At 40.0% G+C, this 17,662-nt stretch carries 20 protein-coding genes; 1 reads left to right on the top strand and 19 read right to left on the bottom strand.

Annotated elements, in window-relative coordinates:
• Window positions 1–6: 6 nt before the first annotated feature.
• The 17 genes from IGI80_RS04290 to IGI80_RS04210 form a co-directional block, all read right to left on the bottom strand.
• Window positions 7–825: a purine-nucleoside phosphorylase gene (locus tag IGI80_RS04290; protein ID WP_033600101.1), complete on the bottom strand. Its 819-nt coding sequence runs from the start codon at window positions 823–825 to the stop codon at window positions 7–9.
• A gap of 16 nt (window positions 826–841) precedes the next feature.
• On the bottom strand, window positions 842–2,008 hold the full coding sequence (gene deoB, locus IGI80_RS04285) for a phosphopentomutase (RefSeq protein WP_002356179.1): 1,167 nt from the start codon (window positions 2,006–2,008) through the stop codon (window positions 842–844).
• A gap of 305 nt (window positions 2,009–2,313) precedes the next feature.
• Entirely contained in the window at window positions 2,314–2,571 is a 258-nt protein-coding gene (locus tag IGI80_RS04280; protein ID WP_224798854.1) for a hypothetical protein, read from the bottom strand.
• A 13-nt stretch (window positions 2,572–2,584) separates the two neighbouring features.
• The gene (locus IGI80_RS04275; RefSeq protein ID WP_002356177.1) at window positions 2,585–2,899 is read right to left on the bottom strand and encodes a hypothetical protein; all 315 of its coding nucleotides are present in this window, start codon (window positions 2,897–2,899) and stop codon (window positions 2,585–2,587) included.
• A 9-nt stretch (window positions 2,900–2,908) separates the two neighbouring features.
• Window positions 2,909–4,147 (bottom strand): lipase, encoded by a 1,239-nt coding sequence (locus tag IGI80_RS04270; RefSeq protein WP_438722730.1) that lies wholly within the window; start codon window positions 4,145–4,147, stop codon window positions 2,909–2,911.
• Window positions 4,147–4,545: a hypothetical protein gene (locus IGI80_RS04265; protein WP_002393860.1), complete on the bottom strand. Its 399-nt coding sequence runs from the start codon at window positions 4,543–4,545 to the stop codon at window positions 4,147–4,149. Before IGI80_RS04265 ends, IGI80_RS04270 begins: the two co-directional genes overlap by 1 nt.
• Window positions 4,546–4,593: 48 nt before the next feature.
• A complete protein-coding gene (locus IGI80_RS04260) occupies window positions 4,594–4,803 on the bottom strand; it encodes a hypothetical protein (protein WP_368552915.1) in 210 nt (69 codons plus the stop codon).
• Window positions 4,800–5,198: a hypothetical protein gene (locus tag IGI80_RS04255; RefSeq protein WP_074653888.1), complete on the bottom strand. Its 399-nt coding sequence runs from the start codon at window positions 5,196–5,198 to the stop codon at window positions 4,800–4,802. The genes IGI80_RS04260 and IGI80_RS04255 overlap by 4 nt, the downstream gene beginning before the upstream one ends.
• A gap of 205 nt (window positions 5,199–5,403) precedes the next feature.
• Window positions 5,404–6,357, bottom strand: a complete 954-nt coding sequence (locus IGI80_RS04250) for an ABC transporter permease (RefSeq protein WP_002356172.1) — start codon at window positions 6,355–6,357, stop codon at window positions 5,404–5,406.
• Window positions 6,357–7,490 carry an ABC transporter permease gene (locus tag IGI80_RS04245; protein ID WP_002356171.1) on the bottom strand — a complete coding sequence of 378 codons (1,134 nt, stop codon included), beginning with the start codon at window positions 7,488–7,490 and terminating at the stop codon, window positions 6,357–6,359. The genes IGI80_RS04250 and IGI80_RS04245 overlap by 1 nt, the downstream gene beginning before the upstream one ends.
• Window positions 7,483–9,051 (bottom strand): ABC transporter ATP-binding protein, encoded by a 1,569-nt coding sequence (locus IGI80_RS04240; RefSeq protein ID WP_002381361.1) that lies wholly within the window; start codon window positions 9,049–9,051, stop codon window positions 7,483–7,485. Before IGI80_RS04240 ends, IGI80_RS04245 begins: the two co-directional genes overlap by 8 nt.
• Window positions 9,052–9,256: 205 nt before the next feature.
• Window positions 9,257–10,342 carry a BMP family lipoprotein gene (locus IGI80_RS04235; RefSeq protein WP_002356169.1) on the bottom strand — a complete coding sequence of 362 codons (1,086 nt, stop codon included), beginning with the start codon at window positions 10,340–10,342 and terminating at the stop codon, window positions 9,257–9,259.
• A gap of 53 nt (window positions 10,343–10,395) precedes the next feature.
• Window positions 10,396–11,469 (bottom strand): BMP family lipoprotein, encoded by a 1,074-nt coding sequence (locus tag IGI80_RS04230; RefSeq protein WP_002356168.1) that lies wholly within the window; start codon window positions 11,467–11,469, stop codon window positions 10,396–10,398.
• 95 nt (window positions 11,470–11,564) lie between these two features.
• Window positions 11,565–12,029, bottom strand: coding sequence for a cytidine deaminase (locus IGI80_RS04225; protein ID WP_002387503.1), 465 nt, complete (start codon window positions 12,027–12,029; stop codon window positions 11,565–11,567).
• A complete protein-coding gene (gene deoC / locus IGI80_RS04220; protein ID WP_002359333.1) occupies window positions 11,998–12,660 on the bottom strand; it encodes a deoxyribose-phosphate aldolase in 663 nt (220 codons plus the stop codon). The genes IGI80_RS04225 and deoC overlap by 32 nt, the downstream gene beginning before the upstream one ends.
• Window positions 12,661–12,687: 27 nt before the next feature.
• On the bottom strand, window positions 12,688–13,989 hold the full coding sequence (locus tag IGI80_RS04215; protein ID WP_002356165.1) for a pyrimidine-nucleoside phosphorylase: 1,302 nt from the start codon (window positions 13,987–13,989) through the stop codon (window positions 12,688–12,690).
• Between the two features lie 140 nt (window positions 13,990–14,129).
• A complete protein-coding gene (locus IGI80_RS04210; protein ID WP_002356164.1) occupies window positions 14,130–15,137 on the bottom strand; it encodes a substrate-binding domain-containing protein in 1,008 nt (335 codons plus the stop codon).
• 141 nt (window positions 15,138–15,278) lie between these two features.
• Here IGI80_RS04210 and add point away from each other — a divergent pair, with 141 nt between their 5' ends.
• Window positions 15,279–16,310 (top strand): adenosine deaminase, encoded by a 1,032-nt coding sequence (gene add, locus IGI80_RS04205; protein WP_002356163.1) that lies wholly within the window; start codon window positions 15,279–15,281, stop codon window positions 16,308–16,310.
• 32 nt (window positions 16,311–16,342) lie between these two features.
• Here add and IGI80_RS04200 read toward each other — a convergent pair whose 3' ends face one another.
• Window positions 16,343–16,951 carry a class I SAM-dependent methyltransferase gene (locus IGI80_RS04200; RefSeq protein WP_002356162.1) on the bottom strand — a complete coding sequence of 203 codons (609 nt, stop codon included), beginning with the start codon at window positions 16,949–16,951 and terminating at the stop codon, window positions 16,343–16,345.
• A gap of 14 nt (window positions 16,952–16,965) precedes the next feature.
• Window positions 16,966–17,553 (bottom strand): SGNH/GDSL hydrolase family protein, encoded by a 588-nt coding sequence (locus IGI80_RS04195; RefSeq protein WP_002356161.1) that lies wholly within the window; start codon window positions 17,551–17,553, stop codon window positions 16,966–16,968.
• Window positions 17,554–17,662: the final 109 nt, after the last annotated feature.

Raw genomic sequence — 17,662 nt, 5'->3', positions numbered from 1 at the left:
CCTTTTTTATAAAGCTGCTAGTGTTGCTTTCACTAACTCTTTGAATTGTCCTTTAACGCGTTCAGTTGTTTCAACTACTTCTGCATGATTTAAACTACTTTGCATACCAGCTGCTAAATTCGTAATACAAGAGATGCCTAGTACTTTCATGCCACTATGCACAGCTACAATGACCTCCGAAACAGTTGACATGCCAACTGCATCTGCACCCATCGTCCGTGACATCCGAATTTCTGCAGGCGTTTCATATGTCGGGCCAGAAAAGCCCATATAGACGCCTTCTTTTAAATCAATATTTTGTTCCGCAGCCACTTTTTTTGCCACTTCCCGATATTCTTGCGTGTAAGCATGACTCATATCTGGAAAACGCGGCCCGATTTCTTCATCATTTTCACCAATTAACGGATTATCGCCTGTAAAATTAATGTGGTCATTGATTAACATCAAATTCCCCGGTGTATATGTTTCATTTACGCCACCAGCTGCGTTGGTTACAATCATTGAATGAATGCCTAAAGCAGCCATCACACGAACGGGATAAGTGACCGTTTGCATCGAATGTCCTTCATAATAATGAAAACGTCCTTGCATCGCCAAAACTTTTTTTCCAGAAAGCGTTCCGTAAACTAATTGTCCAGCATGTCCAACGACTGTTGAAACAGAAAAATGGGGAATTTCAGAGAAAGGAATAGCAATCGCATCGGTTATTTCATTAGCTAATTCACCTAACCCAGAACCTAAGATTAGACCGAAGTCTGCTTGTTGCACCCCTTTTTCTTTCAAAAACTCAGTTGTTTCGTTTAAATGGTTCGTTAACTTTGTCATGTGTTGCCTCCTCGAATTATTGTAATTGATTTAAAAAGCTTTGACCGTTTTCCGTTGCAGGAACTTCAAAGTTTTCAGCAATCGTTGCTGAAATATCTGAATAAAATCCTTGTGGCAAGCTGCCTTGTTTTGTCATTTTTTTACTATAAGCCAATAAAGGCACATATTCACGTGTATGGTCTGTTCCTGGGAAAGTTGGGTCATTCCCGTGATCTGCTGTAATTAAAAGCAAATCATCTTCGGCCATAGCTGCCATAATCTCTGGCAAACGACCATCAAAATCTTCGATGGCTTTTGCATAGCCCTTCACATCACGACGGTGGCCATACAGCGCATCGAAATCCACTAAGTTAGTAAAACTTAAACCTGTGAAATCTTTGTTCATGACCGTTAATAATTGATCCACCCCATCCATATTGCTCTTCGTGCGGATAGCTTCAGTAATTCCTTGTCCATTAAAGATGTCGTTAATTTTCCCAACAGCGATCACATCATTGCCGTTTTCTTTCAACGAATCTAAAACAGTATGGCCAAAAGGATCTAGAGCATAGTCATGACGGTTACTGGTTCGAGTGAAATTACCTGGTTCACCAACATACGGGCGAGCGATAATCCGACCAATCATATAAGGTTCGTCTTTCGTAATGTCACGAACATATTGACAAATTTTATACAATTCTTCTAATGGAATAATGTCTTCATGCGCCGCAATTTGTAAAACAGGGTCCGCTGAAGTATAAACGATTAGATCCCCTGTTTTCATTTGATGTTCGCCGTAATCATCAATGACTGCTGTCCCGCTATATGGTTTGTTACAAACAACTTTTCGCCCAGAAAAATCTTCAATTTGTTTCAGTAATTCTTCAGGAAAGCCGTTTGGGAATACTCGAAAAGGTTTTTTGATGTTCAAGCCCATAATTTCCCAGTGACCGGTCATAGTATCTTTTCCAACAGAAATTTCTTCTAATTTGGTGGCATAGCCATCGTGGTCTGCCACTGCTTTGACACCTGTTAAAGGAGCAATAGTTCCCAATCCAAGTTTTTCTAAATGAGGAATGGTTAGTCCCGCTTCTTTGGCAATATGACCCAGTGTATCACTGCCGACATCTCCAAATTTTTCAGCATCTGGTGCTTCACCAATACCGACTGAATCTAGTACGATTAAATGAACACGTTTAAACACACTTGCTTCCTCCTCTAAGGTCGTAAATACGTCAAGAATGACAATTATTTTACGCTAGCCTTTTAAATAGTCTCGAGAATCAAACAGAATAATCTATTTATTCTCAGCTCTTCAATTATACCATGAATCCGCTATTATTGCGTGTTTAAGACTGGCTTATATTTTAGAAAAAGCAACTTTTTCTAAAATATAAAGAAATAATTACACTAAAAAAGCCCCAGGCTGTTCCCTAGAGCATTGCTGAGATTCCTTCAATTTTCTTCTTAAAAATGAACGCATAAAATCCTTTTGTCATTGTAATATTCCTACAAGAACTGCTTCAAACTAATTGTTTGTCTTTGAAAGGCTTCTTTTACTTTATTACCAAACTGTCCTTTAAGAGCCGTTCCTAGTTGTTGCTGCCTTGTCCCAAAACTTGTTGCTGCTTCGACGACTAGCTTGCGATGCCTTTGATTTGCCTGATTCTTCTCCTGAGCAACCCGTTGTTGCATTGCTACTCCTACAGAACGAACATTGGCTTTATCTGCACTTCTAGCTAACTCCTTTAACAACCGTTGAATCATTTCGTCCACTAAATTACCTCTTTTCATTGCTTCGTTTTTGATACTCACTTCGATAAGTTTGTTCTAAATCCTCTATTTTATGGTTTATTTTTCGTTGTTCTAACTGAATCGTTTCTTGAAACTGTTCAATTATTGTTGAATAGTCCCTTTTCGCTCGATGCAAAGGTTCTCCGTCTAGCGCCAAGCTATTTAAGGCACTTCTTAAACGTTGCTCAGCTTCCATTACCATTTGTTCTCCGTGCGACTGTGCTCGTCGTAAATCGTCACTTTGTTCTTCTAATCCTTGCCGTTCTCTGCGATAATTCGCTTGTAATTCATCCAATGTCATTTTTTGCTCCTATCTAAATTGATTAGCCAGTTCGCTATCGCGGGCAACGATTTCTGCTAATTTGGCGGTGATTTCCCGTTCTAAAGCATCAAAGGTGGCGCTTTTTTCTTTGGCTTGTTGAATACGCAGTTCATGGGTTTCTTTTGGTTGAAACACCTGACTTTGCTTGGTGACACCCACACTAGCTAAGGCTTCCATAATTTCAGCTTCAGTTAACATCTGAACAGAATTTCTAGCCGCACGAAGTCCTGCTTCCCAATTTTGCTCCAAGGTTCGAATCGCTTCTTGATGAATGCAAATCACTCGTTCCATGGCATATTTTGCATTGCGAGCTGCTATTTGAACCACGGCTCTGGCTTGAGCATCCTCCAAATAAATTTGTTGACTACTTGATAAACCGCTACCATTTTTCAGTAACTTTTTCTTCAAAATTTGTAAATTTGCCAATTCACTGGCAAAAACTGTCATGGATTTTCGCTCTTGTCCTTGAAGGCTCGCTTCTAAATTGTGTTCATTATCAGGAATTACCAAATAACCATCTGCATCAAAGAGCCAATTGGCTAAATCATGAGACTTCAACGGATTTTGCAAGCCCATTTGCAAAGCCACTTTGATTTCGGCGCCGGTACCATTGCCCATTAAATTACCTACAATATCCGCCTGATTGCGATAATTGGTTAACCAGCCAGGATTTTCAGCGACCCACTTTTTAGCAGCTGGTGTCAACACCTCATAGGGATCTGGCCCATTAAAACCGACATTTTTCCATTGATTTTCCGCGGCAATATACAACGCTAAATATTCCCCTAAAGAATGTCCGGTAGTAGAAAAAGTGGCCTCGCTGTATTCTTGTTTGACTGCCTCAGCAAAAGCCACTGCCGAACTCAGTTGCCCAGCCAAACGTTGTGGACTCCGTGCATCAGAAAAACCAGGAGACGCCGTTTTGTCCCAAAAACCACCAATCGTGCGCAAGTCCGTTTCCACATCTTTCCAATCACCAGGATTGGTGCCAGCATAACTAATCACAATTTGCGACAAATCAGGAACCCCTTGCTTATCTAGGGGAGCCACAGCCATCGCTTGCATCCCATCCGTCTGAGAATTCTCTTGGATTTTGAGGATTCGGAATTTTAAATTTCCAAATTTACGTATTCTTCCTTCTTTAATACTCGGTGTATATCTTTTATGCTTAGGGTCTAGCCAATAAACTCTATCACTTAATTGATTATAGTCTTGGTCAGTTATCATTAAATCAACTCCTCCTTCCCATTAGTGTATGTTACTTTTACTGAAGTAGTTGTGACTCCTTCTTTTTGTACCGCTTCATCTTCTACTCCATAATCTCCCAATTCATTCCTCTCTTTCCAAAATCCATAATCAAATTTTACAGAGTCGTTATTCTTATTAAACATTGTCACATACATTCCATACGACCCTGTCATTTCGTTTTTTCCTGCTTCATGGAATTTGACTTCCTTAATATCCGCAAAGGTATTTTTCAGTACTTTCACTGATTGTTTCTCTACTGCTAGTAAATCTTGTTCTTTTTGTTCTGCCCGTTTGTCCATAAATACTTTCCCTCCAATGCCAATTAGGATGATTCCTAAAATCAATAAAATACCTACTCTAATTCCTTTTTTATTCATAGCTCCTCCTTTTATTTATTCATAGTTAATTGCTTAACCTATGTATCTTCATCTGATATTTATGTTTGACACAACAGCCATCGCTTGCATCCCATCCGTCTGAGAATTCTCTTGGATTTTGAGGATTTGGAATTTTTGATTTTCAATATTAAAATCCGTACGTTCTTTCATAAAAGGAGAATACTTCTTTTTGTCATTTGGGTCTAATTTATAAACTCTATCGCTTAATTCTTTATATTGTTTCTCTGAAATAATCACACCAATTCCTCCTCACCATTAGAATAAATAACATGTATTTTATGATTAGTTTTTCCTGTTTTTTGAATATTTTCATTCAATATTGTATAACTACCTATTTCATTCGGTTCTTTCCAAAAACTATAATCAAAATCTACTGCATTACCTTCCACATTGATTAAAGTAATTATTATGTTGTACGACCCTGTCATTTCGTTTTTTCCTGCTTCATGGAATTTGACTTCCTTAATATCCGCAAAGGTATTTTTCAGTACTTTCACTGATTGTTTCTCCACTGCTAGTAAATCTTGTTCTTTTTGTTCTGCCCGTTTGTCCATAAATACTTTTCCTCCAATGCCAATTAGGATGATTCCTAAAATCAATAAAATACCCATTCTAATTCCTTTTTTATTCATGACTCCTCCTTTCTTTATTTAGAATCGAGACTTTGATAGCGTTTTACTTTTTAGTTTAACATAGCAAAAAGAAATGAATTTTCAATTTCTTGTACTTCACTAGAAAAAATTGAGAAAATAAGTACTAGGAAAAGCTCTTTCGCTAAAGTTGTTTGAAGAACAATCAAAAAAACTGCCCGTTATTTTACAACGGACAGTTTTAAATCTATTTCGTTTTGACGTAATTTTTCCCGTTCGCTTTTGGTCCCGATGATTTTCCGAAGAACACAACTAGGACTAAAATGGTCAATACGTATGGTGCTGCTTGTAGATAAACTTTTGGAATTTCTGAAATAATTGGTAAGTTTTCCCCAGCAATACTTAAGTTTTGTGCAAAACCAAAGAATAAGGCTGCGCCCATTGCCCCAAGTGGATTCCATTTACCAAAGATCATTGCGGCCATTGAAATAAACCCTTGTCCTGCAATTGTGGTAATCCCGAAACGACCCGCAATACTTTGAGCAAAGACAGCTCCGCCCATACCGCCTAAGAAGCCGGATAACAAGACGCCAGAATAACGCATTAAGTAGACATTAATTCCCAATGTATCTGCCGCTTGTGGATGTTCCCCCACAGAACGTAACCGTAAGCCAAAACGTGTTTTATAAATGACAAACCAAGCTAAAATCGCAATCAAAATTGCTACGAAAGCTGGTAAAGAGGTTTTTGCAAAGAATAGTTCACCAATCACTGGAATTTTTGACAATCCTGGGAAAGAAAAATAGCCAAATGATTGTGTAATCATATCTGTTTGTCCTTTTTGATAAATAACTTTTACTAGGAAAACCCCTAGCGCCGGTGCCATCAAGTTAATGACAGTACCACTGATAATATGATCTGCTCGTAAGTTAATAGTTGCAACGGCATGTAAGAGAGAAAAGACAATCCCGACAACGCCTCCTACTAAACAAGCAATCCATGGTGTCGCCGCGCCAAATGTATCAGCAAACGTCAAGTTAAAAACGACCGAACTGAAAGCGCCCATTACCATAATACCTTCCAAACCAACGTTAACCACACCACTTCGTTCTGAGAACGTTCCGCCTAATGCTGTCAAGATGAGCGGAGTTGCATACACTAATGTTTGCGTGATGATTGAGGAAATTGTTGCTAAATCCATTAGATGTCTCCCCCCTCTTGATTGTTTTTGTCTGGCGCCGCTTCAATTGTTTCTACAATCGCTACTTCTTTTTTACTACCAGACGCTTTTGCTAACAAGAAACGAATTAAATAACTAATTCCCACAAAGAAAATAATTGCTGCAATAACAACATCAACTAATTCGGTTGGTACACCAGCTATCAACGGCATTCCTTGTCCACCAAGTTTTAACATTCCAAACAGTAATGCGGAAAGTAAAATCCCGATTGAGCTACCTGCTCCTAATAGAGACACGGCCATACCATCGAACCCAATGCTCAACGATGTGTTTTGAATAAAGAAGTTTTGGAAAGTCCCCAATCCTTGGACCGCACCACCTAAACCAGCCAGCGTTCCTGAAATCATCATGGATAAAATAATCGTTCGCTTGCTGCTCATTCCAGCATATTCAGAAGCAAATGGGTTTAACCCCACCGACCGAATTTCAAAACCAAGCGTTGTTTTTTTCATCAAGAACCACACAAGAATAAGGAAAATGAAGGCCAAGAAAATGCCAATGTTCAAACGAGAGCCATCACTGATACTTGTTAAAAACGGTGAGCGTAATGATGCATTCGCACCAATCATTTTGGTGATCCCTTTATTCGCCATAATACTTGGTTTCATGACATTATTAGCAATATGATTTCCTGTGTATAATAAAATATAATTCAACATAATCGTAACAATAACTTCACTCGTCCCAAAATAGGCACGCAAGAAACCTGGAATGGCTGCTGCTAAAGCTCCTGCAACTGCGCCAACAATAATCGCCACCGGCAACGCAATCATCCGGGGTGCATCAGGCATGGATAAAGCGACCCAAATACTAGCCACCCAACCACATAAGGCTTGTCCTGAAAGCCCGATATTAAAGAATCCAGCCGAATTTGCCACCGAGAATCCTAAAGCGGTAAAAATCAACGGTGCTGCGGTGACAAAAATCTCACCAATACTTTTCTTTCCTTGGAAAGCTGTTTCAAACATCGCTTGATACCCAGCCACTGGGTCATAGCCAAAGATAACCATAATAATTGCCCCTAAGAGGAAACCCATAATAACAGATAACACAGGGACTAAAATATTTCTTATTTTTTCAGAACGATTATTCAACAGTTTCACCTGCCTCTACTTTTGATAACTCAGCACGGGCTTCTTCCAATGAGTAGCCAGCCATTAACAAGCCCAATTCATTTTCTGTCGTTTCTTTCGGATCAACAATTCCGACAATTTCCCCCGCATGAATAACAGCGATACGATCAGAAACATTTAAAATTTCATCTAATTCAAAACTTACTAATAAAACAGCTTTATTTTTATCTCTTTGTTCAATTAGTCGACGATGAATGTATTCAATAGCTCCGACATCTAAACCGCGTGTTGGTTGAGAAACAATCAACAAATCTGGATCGCGGTCAACTTCTCGGGCAATAATCGCTTTTTGCTGATTCCCACCTGAAAGCGCCCGAGCTGGTACTAATTCATTAGGAGTCCGTACATCATATTCTTCAATTAATTCACGGGCATGTTTGTTAATCATTCGATAGTTTAAAATACCTGTTGAACTGTATGGTTTTTGGTAATACGTTTGTAGGCCAATATTTTCAGCCAATGTCATCTCTAATACCAAGCCATATTTATGTCGGTCTTCAGGAACGTGGGCGACACCCATTTCCGTAATTTCCCGAGGTTTGCGATTAGTAATCTCTTTTTCATTCAAATGAATGGACCCGTTTTCGACTTTGGTTAATCCTGCTAAGGCTTGGATTAATTCTGTTTGTCCATTGCCATCAATCCCCGCAATTCCAACAACTTCCCCTGCTCGGACATCTAAGCTAAGATTTTTCACTGCATCTAAGCCGCGGCTTTCTTTCACTACTAAATCTTTAATTGATAAAATTGTTTCTTTCGGTTGCGCTGGTTTTTTCTCTGTTTTGAAGGAAACAGAACGACCCACCATCATATCGGCTAACTGTTGCGAAGAAACGTCTTTCACATTGACGGTGCCAATACTTTGCCCCCGGCGAATAACCGTACAACGGTCCGCCACTTTTTTAATTTCATCTAACTTATGTGTAATTAAAATGATCGATTTGCCTTCATCGGTTAGTTCTTTCAAAATAATCATTAATTCATCAATTTCTTGTGGCGTTAATACTGCGGTTGGTTCGTCAAAAATTAAAACGTTCGCACCACGATATAAGGTCTTTAAAATTTCAACCCGTTGTTGCATACCCACAGAAATATCGCGAATATAGGCATTGGGATTTACATCCAACCCGTATTGCTTAGACACTTCTTCAATCTCTTTTTTCGCTTTTTTCCGGTCTAAAATACCGCCATGGGTAGGTTCACTACCTAAGATAATATTTTCAGTCACAGTAAAGGCTTCAACTAACATAAAATGCTGATGGACCATTCCGATTCCTAAACGATTGGCTGCAGTAGGACTTGTAATGTTGACTTTTTCGCCATTCATATAAATCTCACCTGAGGTCGGTTCCAATAGCCCTGATAAGATATTCATCAAGGTCGACTTGCCTGCACCATTTTCACCTAGCAGTGCGTGGATTTCACCAGGTTTTACTTGTAAATCAATTTGGTCGTTGGCTTTGAACGTCCCAAATTCTTTGGTGATTTTACGCATCTCAATTACGTTTTCTTCTTGAGACAAGGTCTATTCACTTCCTAACAAAATTATATTGGCAATACTTTAGAGGGTAATTTTGACCCTTAACTAAGTAGTTGAAGAACCTCAACTATTTAGTTAAAAATCCAAACATCATAAAGGGTTTCCTTGGCAGCCGTCGCTGCCAAGGACCACTTTATTTTTAGAAGGAACAATAATGAGCCCTTCTTTTTTCATTTAGGAGCTTAAATTATTCTGGTTTTTCTGGGACTTTTACGTCACCTGAGATTACTTTATCTTTTGCTGTTTTAACAGCTTCTTTTGTTTTGTCGTTTAAATAGCCGTCTGTTAAGTCAACGCCACCATCTTTTAATCCATAAACTAAATGTTCGCCACCAGGGAATTTGTCTTCTAACGCACGGTTGGCAATATCTTGAACCGCTGTGCCGACACCTTTAAGGGTTGAAGTTAACGTGAAGTTGTCTTCTTTGCCGTCTTTTGTTTTGTACTTGCCATCAGCATCTTGATCACGGTCAACACCGATTACCCAAACTTTGTCGCCAGAACCTGATTCATTCAAGTCTTTTGCTTCTTGGAAGACCCCTTGTCCAGTCGCACCAGAAGCATGGAAGATGATATCAACGCCGTTTTGGTACATTGCAGCAGCTAAAGCTTTCCCTTTGGCAGGATCAGCAAATGAAGCCGCATATTTTGTATCAACAGTAATTTCTTTACCTAATTCTTTCGCAGCATCAGCCACACCTTTTTCAAAACCAGCTTGGAAACGGTCAATTACGACCCCTTCTTCACCACCAACAAAACCGACTTTGTTCGTTTTTGTTTCGTTTGCAGCAGCAACACCGGCTAAGTAAGCTGCTTCATTATCTCTAAATGTTGCAGAAACGACATTCTTTTTGCCATCGATTTGATCATCGATTAAAACAAAGTTTGTATCAGGGTTGGCATCTGCTGCAGAAGAAATTGCATCTTTTAGCAAGTAGCCAATACCAAAGATTGTGTTGAATTTACTTGATACCGCTTGGTCAATATTTGTTGTATAGTCAGCTGCATCATTCGATTGAATATATGCATACCCTTTTGAACCTTCTGGTAAATCATGTTCTTTACCCCAAGCTTGCAATCCTTCCCAAGAAGATTGGTTGAACGACTTGTCATCCACGCCGCCTGTATCTGTAATGATTACAGCACTATGCGCTGCATCCCCTTTGCCACCGCCGCTTTCAGCGGTTTTTCCTTTGCCACCACCACATGCTGCAAGTGAAACTGATAAACCTAATGCAATCAAACTAAAACCGAATAATTTTGCTTTTTTCATTTCTGTAAAGCCTCCTAAAAATAGTTTAATGTATTTAAACAACTAAGTTGTTTCTAAGGTTGGTCTGGGACTTTTACGTCACCAGAGATGATTTGTTCTTTGGCTTCTTTAACTGCCGTTTTGGCTTGATCGCTTAAGGCTTCTGTTGTTAAATCAACACCGCCATCTTTCAATCCATAAGTTAAATGTTCACCGCCAGGGAATTTATCTTCTAATGCAAGATCAGAGATTTTTTTCACAGCAATATTTACACCTTTAATGGTTGAAGCTAACGTTAAGTTATCATCCTTGCCATCTTTGGTTGTATATTTACCGTCTTCGTTTTGGTCACGGTCAACACCAATCACCCAAACTTTATCTTTTGAACCTGTTTCATTTAGCGCTTTGGCTTCTTGGAAGATTCCTTGTCCTGTAGTCGCCGCTGCGTGATAAATAATGTCGGCACCTGCTTGATACATAGAAGAAGCTAAGGCCCGTCCTTTTGAAGCGTCTGCAAATGTCCCTGCATAAGTAGACGTAATTTGAATATCTTTGCCTAATTTTTTGCCAGCGTCTGCTACACCTTTTTCAAAACCAGCTTGGAAGCGGCCAATAACAGGTCCTTCAACCCCGCCGATAAATCCTACTTTGTTGGTTTTCGTAGTGTTAGCTGCTGCCACACCTGCTAAATACGCAGATTCATTATCTCTAAATGTTGCAGAAGCGACGTTGTTTTTCCCATTAACTGTATCGTCGATTAGAACGAAATTCGTTTCTGGGTTGGCGTCCGCTGCATCTACTACTGCATTTTTTAGTAAATAGCCAATGCCAAAAATCGTTTTAAATTGACTTGAAATGGCTTGGTCAATGTTTGATGTATAATCAGATGCTTCATTTGATTGAATATACGCATACCCTTGAGGTCCTTCTGGAAGTTTGTGCTCTTTGCCCCACTCTTGCATTCCTTCCCACGCAGATTGGTTAAAAGATTTGTCATCAATGCCGGCTGTATCTGTGACCATTACGACACTATGTTGTGGATCACCTTTTGTGTTGGCGTTCTTTTTGCTATTGCCACCACATGCAGCTAACCCAATGGTTAAGGCAACTGCTGCCAATCCTAGACCTAAAAATTTTGCTTGTTTCACTTTCCGAAAAGCCCCCTACTATTTTATCTATTATTTCATTCGCATTTATGCTATTGAAATCTACTTTGAGCCCAACGAAACCTTATGTCCTTTTTTTAAAAATCTTTATCTGTAAATGAATAGGGCAATAATGCCTCAACTGTCATTGTTTTAGTCGCGCCATCTTTACCAACTAGCGTGACCGGCATTTGTGGATCAAAGAATTCAGCCATTACTTGACGACAAGCGCCACATGGAGAAATGGGTGCCTCTGTATTACCTGCTACAACTAAATGTTGGAAGGTCCGTTCATCTTCTGAAATGGCTTTAAAAATCGCCGTTCTTTCTGCACAATTTGTTAAACCAAAGGAGGCATTTTCAATGTTGACTCCTTGATACATTTTCCCGTCTGCAGTCACTAAGCAAGCGCCCACAGGAAAGTTAGAATACGGTACATAGGCGTGTGCCAATGCTTCTACGGCACAATCAAGCCATTCTTGTTTTACTGTCATCTTTTTCGCCACACCTTCGTTTAATTTGAAATACGAATTAATACCCTTCGCCAGTTGCGCCAGAAACAATTGCTACACCCGTACTTGCACCGATGCGTGTTGCCCCAGCTTCAATCATTGCTAACGCTTCTTCTGCATTATGCACGCCACCAGAAGCCTTAACGCCCATGTCAGGACCAACTGTCTCACGCATTAAACGAATGTCTGCTACTTTAGCGCCGCCTGTTGAGAAGCCAGTAGATGTTTTAACGAAATCGGCACCTGCTTCTTTGGCTAATTCACAAGCTTTAACTTTTTCTTCGTCTGTTAATAATGCTGTTTCAATAATCACTTTGACTAACGCTTTTCCTTTGGCTGCATCTACTACGCCTTGAATGTCTTGACGTACGTGATCGTATTGTTGTGATTTTAATGCACCAATATTAATCACCATATCCACTTCATTCGCACCATTTTTAATTGCATCAGCTGCTTCGTATGCTTTAACTTCTGGTGTATTTGCCCCCAAAGGAAAGCCAATAACGGTACAGACAGCGACGTCGGTATCTGCTAATTGCTCGCTAGCAAAAGCGACCCAACAAGGATTGATACATACAGAGAAAAAGTTGTACTCCTTAGCTTCGTCAATAATTTTTTGGACAGCGGCTTCTGTCGCTTCTGGTTTCAAAATAGTGTGGTCAATCATGCGGTTTAATTCCATGATGAGAATTCCTCTTTTCTTTTTGTTTTATTCCGTAATAATATCGTGAATCAAAATAGGCTCTTCGCCGGTTGGTCCAATTTCAATATTTTTATAAAGCAATTGTTCGACTTCTGTCACGTCTTCACGATTGGCATAAATGGTTAATAATGATTCGCCTTTTTCAACTGGGCTCCCTACTTTTTTGTGAAGTTTCAAGCCAACTGCAAAATCAATCGTATCTTCTTTCGTAGCCCGACCAGCGCCCAGCAACATTGCGGCAACGCCAATTTCATTGGCAACGATTTTTTGTACCACGCCTGTTTCTTTGGCAGGTAAATCAAATTGATAAGTTGCGGTTAATAATTTTTCTGGCTGGTCAACAACGGAACTGTCGCCGCCTTGATTTTCAATCATTTCTTTAAATTTTGCGAGCGCTCGACCGCTTGTTAATGCTTCTTCTAATAAAGCCCGTGCTTCGTCTAACGTCTCGGCTTTTTTAGCTAAAACAACCATCTGACTTCCTAAGACATAGCACATCTCCACTAAATCTTCTGGCCCATTTCCTTGCAAGGTCTCGATTGCTTCAACGATTTCTAAACTATTTCCGATGGCCTCCCCTAAAGGTTGTGACATGTCTGAAATTACTGCCATCGTTTGGCGATTTGCCAGTTTCCCAATGCGAACCATTGTTTCCGCTAATCGACGAGCACTTGCTAGGTCTTTCATAAAGGCCCCTTCACCAGTAGTCACGTCTAAGACAATCGCATCTGCCCCTGCGGCAATTTTTTTACTCATAATGGAACTTGCAATTAATGGAATTGAGTCAACAGTGGCGGTCACATCACGTAACGCATAAAGTTTTTTGTCTGCTGGTGCTAGATCACCTGACTGACCAATCACTGCCACTTTTGTATCGTTCACCAATTGAATAAAACGTTCTTCTGTCAATTCAACTTTAAAACCAGGAATCGCTTCTAATTTATCCAACGTACCGCCCGTGTAGCCTAAGCCACGACCAGACATTTTTGCTACATTGACCCCGACACTAGCAACTAACGGCGCTAAAATAAGCGTCGTAGTGTCGCCTACGCCACCTGTAGAATGCTTGTCGACTTTGATTCCTTCTATAGAAGAAAGATCCACAATTTCGCCTGAATGGACCATTGCTAACGTCATTTGTGTAATTTCTTCGTCTGTCATATCTTGGTAAAAAACAGCCATTAAAAAGGCACTTACCTGATAATCTGGAATTGAACCATCTGTGTATCCGTTGATAATAAATTGAATTTCTTCGCTTGTTAGTTGATGCCCGTCACGTTTCTTTTCAATAATGTCTACCATTCTCATGAATTCGTTCCCTCCGATTTCCCGATAATGTATTATACAACAAAATCGTTCAGCTTTAAACCATTTAGTAAACCAGTTTACTATTATTTTTTTCTTGTGAAAACGCAAACAAAACGAACGTTCTATTTCTAAGCTGTTTTTTAAATCGGTTTTGTGCTTTTTCTAGCAATAAACGTCGCATCAAAAACTTTATTTGGAACTTTCCCTGTTGGATCTGCAATAGCTTCCACCAAAAATTTTGCTGCATAATAGCCAATATCAAAACTCGGCTGATAGACGGTTGTTAAACTCGGCACCAAATATTCGGAAATTTCCAAGCCATCAAAGCCAACCACCGAAATATCGTCAGGAATTTTCTTGCCCGCTTCTTCAATGGCTTGATAAGCTCCCATCGCCATTTCATCATTGCCACAAAAAATTGCTGTGATTTCTTCATTTTTCAAAACTTCTTTCGCCGCAGCATAGCCGCCATGCAAGTTCAATTCCCCAGCACAAACATAATGCGGACGAAAAGGTAAATTATTGTCCTGTAACGCATGCTGATACGCCGTCACTCGTTCCGTCAAACGATAATAGCCGGCACTTTCACGCAACATGCCAATATGCTGATGCCCTTGTTGAATCAAATGATGGACCGCTTGATAAGCACCTTCGTACTCTTTAACGATTAATCGTCCACTATCTCGTGGATTAATCCCACGATCGACAAGAATGACAGGAATCGGATGTTCTCGTCGGTCTTTTAAAATATGATTTTCTGGCAAAACATTCGGCGTGGCAAAAATAATGCCATCCACCGACCGATGAATCAACTCGCTAACATATTGCATCGCTTGCTCGGAATCATGCTTTGAATTGCATAACAAAATCATGTAGCCTAACGAATTTAAATATGTTTCTACACCTTCAATCACTTTTGAGAAAAAGAAATCCGTCACATCTGGCACAATCATACCAATGGTTTTGGAATGACGGTTGATTACATTCGAAGCAAAGTAATCTGGTTTGTAATGATTTTCAGCGACTACCGCCAACACCTTGTTGCGGGTTTTTTCACTGAAACGACTCCCTTTATTATTCAGAATTTGTGAGACGGTTGTGACAGAAACACCAGCCATATCAGCAATTTCTTTAATCGTTAGTTTCATCGCGCCCCTCCCAACGTCTCCTTTTGCATTGACAGACATTTGTAGACGTGTTACAGTCTTCAAAATACTTATCGAATCTTTTACATTTTAACAAAAAAAAGACAAAAGAAATAGACTAAAAAGATTAAAAAACAAAAGAAAATGGAGGCTATTTTTTTCATGGAAGAATCCCGTGTCCGTCAATTACCAAAAATCGAGCTGCACTGTCACTTAGATGGGTCGATTCGACCAACCACTTTACGCACCATTGCTGAAAAACAAAACATTCCATTACCCCAAGACGAACAAGCCTTGAAAGAGTTAGTGGTTGCCCCTGAAAAATGCACCGATTTGAATGATTATTTAACTCGGTTCGACTTCGTGCTAACCTGTCTACAAACAGCTGAAGCTTTGCAAGCAGCGGCGTATGACGTGATTAGCCAAGCTGCCGAAGATGGCGTGGCATACATAGAGGTGCGTTTTGCGCCTTCGCAACATACAGAAAAAGGCTTACGGTTACCTGAAATCGTGACCGCTGTTTTAACTGGCTTAAAACAAGGCGAAGAAGATTTTGGTGTAAAAAGCAATGCACTGTTATGCGGCATGCGGCATGACCAACAACAAGCCATAGAAAAAATCGTTCACTTAGCGCATGATTTCAGAGAGACAGGCGTTGTCGGCTTTGATTTAGCTGGCAATGAAGTCGATTTCCCTCCATACACATTTGAAGACGTATTAGCTTTAGCCAACCAATTGTCAATTCCATTAACACTCCACGCTGGGGAATGCGGCTGTGGCAAAAACGTCGCTGATGCTGTCACTTTAGGTGCTACTCGGATTGGCCACGGTATTGCTTTGAAAGATACACCCGAATACTTGGCGCTCTTAAAAGAAAAAAAGGTTCTTTTAGAAATGTGTCCAACTAGCAACTTCCAAACAGGCACCGTCAAAACATTGGCTGAATACCCTTTTCAACAATTTATAGAGGCTGGCTTAGCCGTCTGCATCAATACCGATAATCGCACTGTTTCAGATACTACGTTAACGAAAGAATTCATGAAATTGGCCACTTGGTATCAATTAAGTTATGACGAAATGAAGCAACTCACTAAAAATGCGCTTGCAGGTGCTTTTTTATCGCCAGACGAAAAAAAACTGTTGAACCAAAAAATTGATCAAGCATATCTATTCTAAAAAAGAACCTCCACTAAAGTGGAGGTTCTTTTTTACTCTGCTTCTTTAACACTTCGTAAAATATAATAGCCTTTGTCTTTTGTCACAATTTCAACATTGCCAAATACTTCAGCCATTTTCTTCTCTGCACTAGGTGCACCTTGTTTCTTTTGAATAACCACCGTTAGTGTGCCACCAACTTTCAACAACGGAAAAGCCCCTGTTAAAATGCCATGGACAACTTTTTTGCCTGCACGAATGGGCGGATTGCTAACAATCGCCGCGTAGGTCGTTTCGTTTAAGGTTTCATACACATTGGAAGAATGGATATCCACAGTAGTAATTTGGTTACGTTGGGCGTTCATTTGAGCTAGCCCAACCGCCCGTTGGTTGACATCCACCATTTCCACCAGTCGACCAGTCGCCGCTGCTAAGGACAACCCAATTGGTCCATAGCCACAACCAACGTCTAACAAACGGCCTGCTGGTAAATTTTCCCATTCAAAGGCATCAATCAACACACGAGAACCATAATCCACTGTTCCTCTTGAGAAGACCCCGCTATCGGTCGTAAACTGAAAGGTCCGACCACGTAATGGAAAAGACCAGCTTTCTAAATCATGTGCTAATTCTGGATTTTCTGTATAATAATGATTCGCCATTTTGTTCTTCCTATCTATGCTTGTTTTGGTTTTAGTCTACCTTTTATTTCTCGAACAATCAAGGCACCTAATAATTCATAGCCCACTTGCGAAAAATGCAAACCATCTGCTTGTAAAAATTCATCCGTTCCAGGATAAACAGTCATCGCTTTATACAAATCAATAACTGGCAAGTTATGTGCCGCTCCGACTTCTTGTGCAACCTTGACCAATTCCTTGATACGCGTCTGTGGACGTTCTGGACGTCTGCCACTATCCGCATATGGTGGCGTAATTAAAATCACCTTTTCTGAACCAATTTCGTGAATCATTGTTTCAAGGTTTTCTCTAAACGTGGCTACTGTTATATTTCGATCCAGTGACGCATCATTGGCGCCAAAGAAAATCACCACCTCATCAGGTTTCTCAATTAGTACTTCTTTATTTAATCGTTTTAAACCATCTTCTGTTGTATCGCCAGGCATTCCAGCATTAATGACAGCCACTTCTTCTAGACCCATCGCAGCAATATCCCGTTTTACTAAGTCAACAAGAACAGGTGAGACAGCTTCGTCTAAATAACCAGCAGTAATGCTATCACCAAATAATACAATTTTTCTCATGGCTTTTCCCCTCTTTTCTAACAGTTTTCTCTTTTCATGATACCATTTTCATCATAAATTGGCGAAGAAGGGAATTCTTTTGTAAAATCCTGTGTTTCCCTTGTGAAAT

Origin of the sequence: Enterococcus sp. DIV1420a (assembly GCF_051712165.1) — a bacterium.
In the GTDB taxonomy this organism is placed as follows: Bacteria; Bacillota; Bacilli; order Lactobacillales; family Enterococcaceae; genus Enterococcus; species Enterococcus faecalis.
Note: the sequence above shows the minus strand (reverse complement) of the source record. Positions and strands in the feature narration are given on the sequence as shown.

Bases quoted from the DNA above. Each gene is read 5' to 3' on its own strand.
- IGI80_RS04250 (WP_002356172.1), bottom strand. From the start codon at position 6,357: ATGGATTTAGCAACAATTTCCTCAATCATCACGCAAACATTAGTGTAT.
- add (WP_002356163.1), top strand. From the start codon at position 15,279: ATGGAGGCTATTTTTTTCATGGAAGAATCCCGTGTCCGTCAATTACCA.
- IGI80_RS04270 (WP_438722730.1), bottom strand. From the start codon at position 4,147: ATGATAACTGACCAAGACTATAATCAATTAAGTGATAGAGTTTATTGG.
- IGI80_RS04290 (WP_033600101.1), bottom strand. From the start codon at position 825: ATGACAAAGTTAACGAACCATTTAAACGAAACAACTGAGTTTTTGAAA.
- IGI80_RS04265 (WP_002393860.1), bottom strand. From the start codon at position 4,545: ATGAATAAAAAAGGAATTAGAGTAGGTATTTTATTGATTTTAGGAATC.
- IGI80_RS04195 (WP_002356161.1), bottom strand. From the start codon at position 17,553: ATGAGAAAAATTGTATTATTTGGTGATAGCATTACTGCTGGTTATTTA.
- IGI80_RS04255 (WP_074653888.1), bottom strand. From the start codon at position 5,198: ATGAATAAAAAAGGAATTAGAATGGGTATTTTATTGATTTTAGGAATC.
- IGI80_RS04280 (WP_224798854.1), bottom strand. From the start codon at position 2,571: ATGATTCAACGGTTGTTAAAGGAGTTAGCTAGAAGTGCAGATAAAGCC.
- IGI80_RS04275 (WP_002356177.1), bottom strand. From the start codon at position 2,899: ATGACATTGGATGAATTACAAGCGAATTATCGCAGAGAACGGCAAGGA.
- IGI80_RS04210 (WP_002356164.1), bottom strand. From the start codon at position 15,137: ATGAAACTAACGATTAAAGAAATTGCTGATATGGCTGGTGTTTCTGTC.
- deoC (WP_002359333.1), bottom strand. From the start codon at position 12,660: ATGGAATTAAACCGCATGATTGACCACACTATTTTGAAACCAGAAGCG.
- IGI80_RS04235 (WP_002356169.1), bottom strand. From the start codon at position 10,342: ATGAAAAAAGCAAAATTATTCGGTTTTAGTTTGATTGCATTAGGTTTA.
- IGI80_RS04200 (WP_002356162.1), bottom strand. From the start codon at position 16,951: ATGGCGAATCATTATTATACAGAAAATCCAGAATTAGCACATGATTTA.
- IGI80_RS04215 (WP_002356165.1), bottom strand. From the start codon at position 13,989: ATGAGAATGGTAGACATTATTGAAAAGAAACGTGACGGGCATCAACTA.